This window comes from Streptomyces longispororuber (genome assembly GCF_024448165.1).
Taxonomy (GTDB): Bacteria; Actinomycetota; Actinomycetes; order Streptomycetales; family Streptomycetaceae; genus Streptomyces; species Streptomyces longispororuber_A.
On the sequence record NZ_JAMOLN010000353.1, the window covers coordinates 1 to 5,833 of the forward strand.

General features: G+C 72.6%; 8 protein-coding genes. 6 read left to right on the forward strand and 2 right to left on the reverse strand.

From position 1 onward, the window contains the following. Window positions 1-48: 48 nt before the first annotated feature. The gene (locus M4J07_RS46310) at window positions 49-1,323 is read right to left on the reverse strand and encodes an MFS transporter (RefSeq protein ID WP_255983137.1); all 1,275 of its coding nucleotides are present in this window, start codon (window positions 1,321-1,323) and stop codon (window positions 49-51) included. A gap of 149 nt (window positions 1,324-1,472) precedes the next feature. Between M4J07_RS46310 and M4J07_RS46315 the strand changes: the two genes are divergently transcribed. The 6 genes from M4J07_RS46315 (at window position 1,473) to sigJ (ending at window position 5,158) form a co-directional block, all read left to right on the forward strand. Then, entirely contained in the window at window positions 1,473-1,814 is a 342-nt protein-coding gene (locus tag M4J07_RS46315; protein ID WP_374215199.1) for an ArsR/SmtB family transcription factor, read from the forward strand. Window positions 1,815-1,941: 127 nt separating this feature from the next. Further along, on the forward strand, window positions 1,942-2,517 hold the full coding sequence (locus M4J07_RS46320; RefSeq protein WP_255983141.1) for a transcriptional regulator: 576 nt from the start codon (window positions 1,942-1,944) through the stop codon (window positions 2,515-2,517). 39 nt (window positions 2,518-2,556) lie between these two features. After that, window positions 2,557-3,396 carry a S1 RNA-binding domain-containing protein gene (locus M4J07_RS46325; protein WP_255983144.1) on the forward strand — a complete coding sequence of 280 codons (840 nt, stop codon included), beginning with the start codon at window positions 2,557-2,559 and terminating at the stop codon, window positions 3,394-3,396. Between the two features lie 26 nt (window positions 3,397-3,422). Continuing rightward, on the forward strand, window positions 3,423-3,665 hold the full coding sequence (locus tag M4J07_RS46330; protein ID WP_255983146.1) for a hypothetical protein: 243 nt from the start codon (window positions 3,423-3,425) through the stop codon (window positions 3,663-3,665). Beyond that, on the forward strand, window positions 3,665-4,045 hold the full coding sequence (locus M4J07_RS46335; protein WP_255983148.1) for a fic family toxin-antitoxin system, toxin component: 381 nt from the start codon (window positions 3,665-3,667) through the stop codon (window positions 4,043-4,045). The genes M4J07_RS46330 and M4J07_RS46335 overlap by 1 nt, the downstream gene beginning before the upstream one ends. A 195-nt stretch (window positions 4,046-4,240) precedes the next feature. Continuing rightward, complete coding sequence (gene sigJ, locus M4J07_RS46340) at window positions 4,241-5,158, forward strand: RNA polymerase sigma factor SigJ (RefSeq protein WP_255983152.1); 918 nt, start codon at window positions 4,241-4,243, stop codon at window positions 5,156-5,158. A gap of 6 nt (window positions 5,159-5,164) precedes the next feature. Here sigJ and M4J07_RS46345 read toward each other — a convergent pair whose 3' ends face one another. Continuing rightward, the gene (locus M4J07_RS46345; protein ID WP_308284834.1) at window positions 5,165-5,761 is read right to left on the reverse strand and encodes an ABC transporter ATP-binding protein; all 597 of its coding nucleotides are present in this window, start codon (window positions 5,759-5,761) and stop codon (window positions 5,165-5,167) included. Window positions 5,762-5,833 lie beyond the last annotated feature (72 nt).

The following is a 5,833-nucleotide window of genomic DNA, read 5'->3' on the forward strand; positions in this document are numbered from 1 at the left end:
TGATCGGCGGCCTGGTGGTCCGCGTCCGCCCGCCACTTCGCTACGCCGTCACGCCGGGTCCGTCACCTGGCGCCGGGTCGCGCGGACCACCAGGCCGCCGATCACGGCGAGCGCCATCAGGACGACGGCGAAGACGGTGGCGCCGTTCGTCAGGCCGACCGCGTCGCTGAGGTAGCCGGCCGAGACGGGCAGGACGCCGGCCAGGAGGTAACCACCCATGTTGAGCGCGGCGTTGGCCTCGGCGAGGCGCTGGGCCGGGACGCCGGAGTTGAGCAGCGACAGACCGCCGAGCTGGCCCATCCCCTGCCCGGCCCCGGCCAGCAGTGCGGCGGCGATCAGGACCGGCGCGGAGGAGGTGTGCACGGCGACGACCAGCGTGACCATGCTCAGCGTGGTGGCGGCCGCGCCCGTCGTGAGGACGGTGCGCCGGGTCAGGCGTTGCACGGCGAACTGCACACCGGTCGCGGCGAGGAACATCGCGAACGCCATCGCCCCCGCGACGATCCGGCTGGTGGTGCCGAGCAGTCCGGACAGCAGCGACGGGCCGAGCGAGAGCACGAAGGACGTGGCGGTGATGCCGGGGGCGAACACGGCGATGCCCAGGGCGAGTTGGCGGCCGTTGCCGCGCGGCACGGCGGGCACCCGGATCCAGGCGCCCTCGGCCCGCGCCGTGGGGCGCCTCACCGGCATCCGCAGGACGGCGAGCACCGCGGTGGCCAGCAGCACGGCCTCGACGACGAAGACGGTGACGGTCGGCGCGGGTGCCGTCTCGGAGAGCACCCCGGCCAGCAGCGGGCCGAGTCCGGCGCCGAACACCATCGCGCAGGACGCCAGCAGCGCGGCGAGCCGCCGGCGCCCGGGCCCGGCCACGTCGGTCACCGCGGCCATCCCCGCCGACACGACGGCGCCGACCGCGACACCGGTGAACAGCCGGGCCACGATGAGCGCGGCCACGCTCGTGGCGGTCGCGAAGACGAGGCAGGCGATCAGGGCGAGGGCCAGCGCGGGCAGCAGGACGGGCTTGCGCCCGACACGGTCGGAGACGACGCCGGAGACGAGCAACGACCCGACGAGGCCGACGATGTAGAAGGCGAACACCACGGTCAGGGTTCCCTTGGAGAACCCGATGTCGCGCTGCCACAGCACGTACAGCGGGGTCGCCGCGTTCGACAGCACGAAGACGGCCGTCACCGGCCAGGCGGCGAGCCACACCCACCACAGCGGGGCGTCGGGCCCGACTCCCGCTCGCGCGGCGGCAGTTCGGCGCGGCGCCCCGGCGGCTGTCGCGGTGGCGGTCACGGCTGCGGACCTGGTCTCGGACATGACGGATCCTCCCGATCGGGCCGACTGGCCGGCCCTCCAGCAGTACGAGTTGAGTCGAACTTAGCATGCAGTACGATTGAACTCGTACAAAGGAAATTGCGTCAACGCGCCAATGCGTGAATGCGTGAATGCGTGAAGAGGAGTCGTCCGTGTCACCTGCGCTGTCGGAGCTGCCCGACCCCCTGCCGGAGCCGGCCGTCGACGAGCTGCGTCTGGAGACCGTGCTCGGTGCGCTCAGCGACCCGCTGCGGCTGACGATCGTGCGCAAACTCCTCCTGGAGTCCGAGAGCTTCGACCACACCTGCGGCTGGTTCGGCCTCGACCGGCCCAAGTCCTCGCTCACGCACCACTTCAAGGCGCTGCGCGAGGCGGGCGTCACGCGCCAGCGCCAGTACGGGCTGGAGCGGCGCAGCCAGGTGCGCGTCGACGACCTGAACGCCCGTTTCCCCGGACTGCTGGACCTGGTGGCGGCCTGGACGCCGCAGGACTGAGACGCGTCACGCGGCACCCCGGTCGCGGCGGGCGCCGCCACTCCCCGCCCACGTGCCCCGAACCGGCCCCCACCGCCCGTACCATGTGGGCGAACCGCCCCAGCCCGTCCACACGAAAGGCCAGCCCATGCCGGACAGGAACCTAGAGTTCGGCAAGTTCGGTGCCCAGGGCGTGAAGGGGCACGAGGCCGTCGCGGCGCAGCTCGACCGGCTCGCCGGATTCGTCGCCACGCCCGTCACCGCGCACCGCGGTCTGATGGCGCGCCTGCGCTACCTCACCCGCACCGACCACGCCCGCGCCGCGGCTCGCGATGCGGGGCTGACCGTGACCGACCGGACGCTGAAGGCGTGGCTCGACGGCAAGCGGCAGCCGACCGCGCAGAACCTGGACCGGATCGAGGCGGCGTACCGCACGGTGCGCCGCGCGAACGTCGCCCGGCACCTGCTGGCCCGCCTCAACCGCCAGGGCCGCGGCACCCGCGTCGAGTTCCACCCGCTCAACCAGTCGCAGGTGCCCCGCCCGCTCCAGCGCGTCATCGACTACCGGACCATGAACGTCCGCCGCTGGGACCGCATCGTCCAGGCCTGGTCCGCGGGCGACGACGCGGCGCTCGACGACGTCTGGGTGAACGACGTCGTGGTCGACCTGGGCTCGCAGTGGGGCGAGTACGAGTACGTGACCGCGATCGGGTTCGCCGCCTGAGCGAACCAGTTGGGGCGTCTCCCGCATAGGCTCGCTTCCATGTCCGAGCCGGCCCGTGACCCTCGCATGCAGTCCTTGATCAACCGTCTTCAGCCGGGACCCGTGAGGAAGGTGAAGGTCCTCGGGTTCGACGGAGTGGACGTCATGGTGCAGCTCTCGGATGCCGAACGAGGGGCGACTGAGATCGGTCGGATTCCCCGGCAGGAAGCGTCGATGCGTCGGGTGGAGCATCCAGCCGAGCTGTTCGAGGTCGGCCAGGAGATCGATGCCGAGGAGATCGGGCGTTGGCGTGAGGGTCAGCTTCACCTCTCCGCCAGGGCGTGCGAGATTCCGGCTTTGCGGTCCTTCCTCCTCGCGTTCGAACGGGGACAGGTCGTGGAGGGGACGGTTGCCGCGGTTCACAACTTCGGGGTCTTCGTTCACGTCGACGGCGAACCGGACGGTCTGCGCACTGGCTTCATCCGGGTGCCGGACCTGACGTGGGGCTGGATCAACCACCCCGCCGAGGCGGTCGAAGCCGGTCGGCGGATCAGCGCCGAGGTGATCATTGCCGAGACGCGCACCGGACAGGTCACGCTCTCCATGAAGGCTCTGCGAGAAGATCCACTCATTCGGTTCGCGGATCAGGTCGGCCGGGTTCTCACCGGGCCCGTCATCAAGATCGTGCCCTTCGGTGTGTTCGTGCAGCTTGCTCACGAGGTCGTGGGGTTCCTTCACCTCTCCGAGCTGACCGACGAGCCGGTCGAGACCCCGGATCACCTTGTCGAGGAGGGCGAGCTGATGACGGTGGAGGTCACCGAGGTCGACCTCCGGCGCCACCGGGTGCGGCTGGGTGCCGTCGGCGGAGCGGACGGGACTCGGCGAACCGGCGCCCCGTAGGTGGTAACACCTGTTACCGTTGCTGTATGGCCAAGACACAGCTGGGCGCCCGGGTCGACGACGAGATCGTTGAGCTGGCCAAGGCGCGTGCGAAGGAGATGGGACTGCCCATCGGGGACTATCTGGCCCGTCTCGTGCTCGACGACGTCAGTGGTCTGCGGGCCCGTGGTCTGTCGGCCGCCCGCGGGTTCCTCGACGAGCACCAGAGCGTGTTCGACGACGCGGAGGACGCCGCCCGGCGCGGCGGTCCGGGGGCGCACGCCGCCTGATGGAGCTGCACATCGACGTCCCCTGGATCCTCCAGGTCGCCGAGCTCGCCGGAGCGGGCGACCCGGCCCCGGACGACTACGGCGTCCCGGTCGCCGCCGTCGCCGCCCACCGGGGCGAACTGCTCGGACAGCCGGTGTACGACGGGCCCTACGCACGCGCCGCCGCACTCGTCCACGTGCTGGGCCGGTGCCGTTGGCTGGAGCACTCGAACCTGGCCGTCGCCGCCGCCACCGGCGTCATGTACCTGGAGGCGTCCGGCATCACCGTCAAGCCCACGCGCGAGGACGCCACCGCGCTGCGCGACCTCCTCCTCGACCCGGCGGGATGCGGCGCGGGCAGGATCGCGGCGCTGCTGCGGTCGTGGCCGACGACGACCTGAGTCCGCCCCGCCCCGGCACGGCACCTCACGAACGGGCGCGCCGTCTCGTCGTACCTCATGACGGCAGACGCGACCCGAGGAGACGCTGACCCGATGAGCACCCGGCCCCCGCAGGACGACGACCGACCGCGGCGTGACGAAACCCGGCAGGCCCCGGCCCCGGCTCAGGAGTCCGCCCCGGACCTCGACGCGGTCATGAGCGAGCGGCGGGCGCTGACCAATCTCGCGTACCGGCTGCTCGGCTCGCTGGCCGACGCCGAGGACGTGGTGCAGGAGACGTACGCCCGCTGGTACGCGATGACTCCCGAGCGGCAGGCGGAGATCGCCTCGCCCGGCGGCTGGCTGACCAAGGTCGCCGGGCGGATCTGCCTGGACCAGCTGCGTTCCGCGCGGGCCCGGCGGGAGCGGTACGTGGGGGAGTGGCTGCCCGAACCGGTGCCCGGCGGCGCCGGGTGGAGCATGGGCCGGTCCTCGGCCGGCCCGGACGGCACGGCCGACCCGGCGGACCGGGTCACCCTCGACGAGTCGGTGACCATGGCCTTCCTCGTCGTCCTCGACTCGCTCACCCCGGCCGAACGCGTCGCCTTCGTCCTCCACGACGTCTTCCGCTACCCGTTCGCCGACATCGCCGACGTCGTCGGCCGCGCCCCCGCAGCCTGCCGCCAGCTCGCCACCTCCGCCCGCCGCCACATCCGCGCCGCGCAGGCCCCGGTGGCTCCGGCGACCGCCGAACGCGCCGCCGTGGTCAGCGACTTCAGGCAGGCCTGGCAGGCGCAGGACATCAAGGCCCTGGTCGGACTCCTCGACCCCGACGCCAAGGCGGTCACCGACACCGGCGGGCTCGTCCAGGCCGGGGCGCGGTCCCTCGCCGGTGCCGAGGCGATCGCGCAGGGGCTTGTCGAGCTGTTCCAGCGAGTGCCCGACCTGACCGTCGAGGAACGGATGGTCAACGGCCTGCCGGGGCTGGTGATCCGGCAGGCCGGCGTCACCGTGACGGTCATGGCGCTGGAGGTGTCCGGCGACCGGGTCACCGATCTGTGGGCCATGCGCAACCCCGAGAAGCTGCGTATGTGGACGGCCGGGACGGGTGGGGCGGCGGGGGCGGCGGTCTGAGGGTGGTCAGGCGGTGCGGCCGGCGTCGAGCGTCACGATCCGGTCGGCGGCTGTGAGGCCCGCCCGGTCGTGGGTGACCAGCAGGGTGGTGCGGCCGCGGGTGGCGTCGAGGACGTCGGCGAGCACGGCGGCGGCCGTGTCGGGGTCGAGGCCCTCGGTGGGTTCGTCCAGGACGAGGACGGGCGGATCGGCGAGCAGTGCGCGGGCCAGCAGGAGCCGGCTCCGCTGGCCGCCCGACACCCCGGTGCCGCCCTGCCCCACGTAGGTGTCGAAGCCGTCGGGCAGTGAGTCGATCCACTCCAGGATCCGGGCCCGGCGGGCCGCGTCGCGCAGCGCGGACTCGGTGGCGCCGGGCCGGGCGAGCAGCAGGTTCGCGCGGATCGTCTCGTGGAAGAGGTGCGCGTCCTGGGTCATGCCCGTGACGGTCCGCCGTACGTCCGCCCCGGCGCAGTCGCGCAGTTCGCGCCCGGCGACCCGGATGCTCCCGGCCTCGTACGGGACGAACCGCAGCAGCGCCGCGATCAGGGTCGACTTGCCCGAGCCGCTGGCGCCGAGCAGCACCGTGCGCCGCCCGGCCGGGAGGTCCAGGCTCAGTCCGCTCAACACCGCTGGCGCATCTGGAGAGTGACGTACTGTCAGGTTCTCGATGTGTACGCCGAGGGGGCCTTCGGCGTA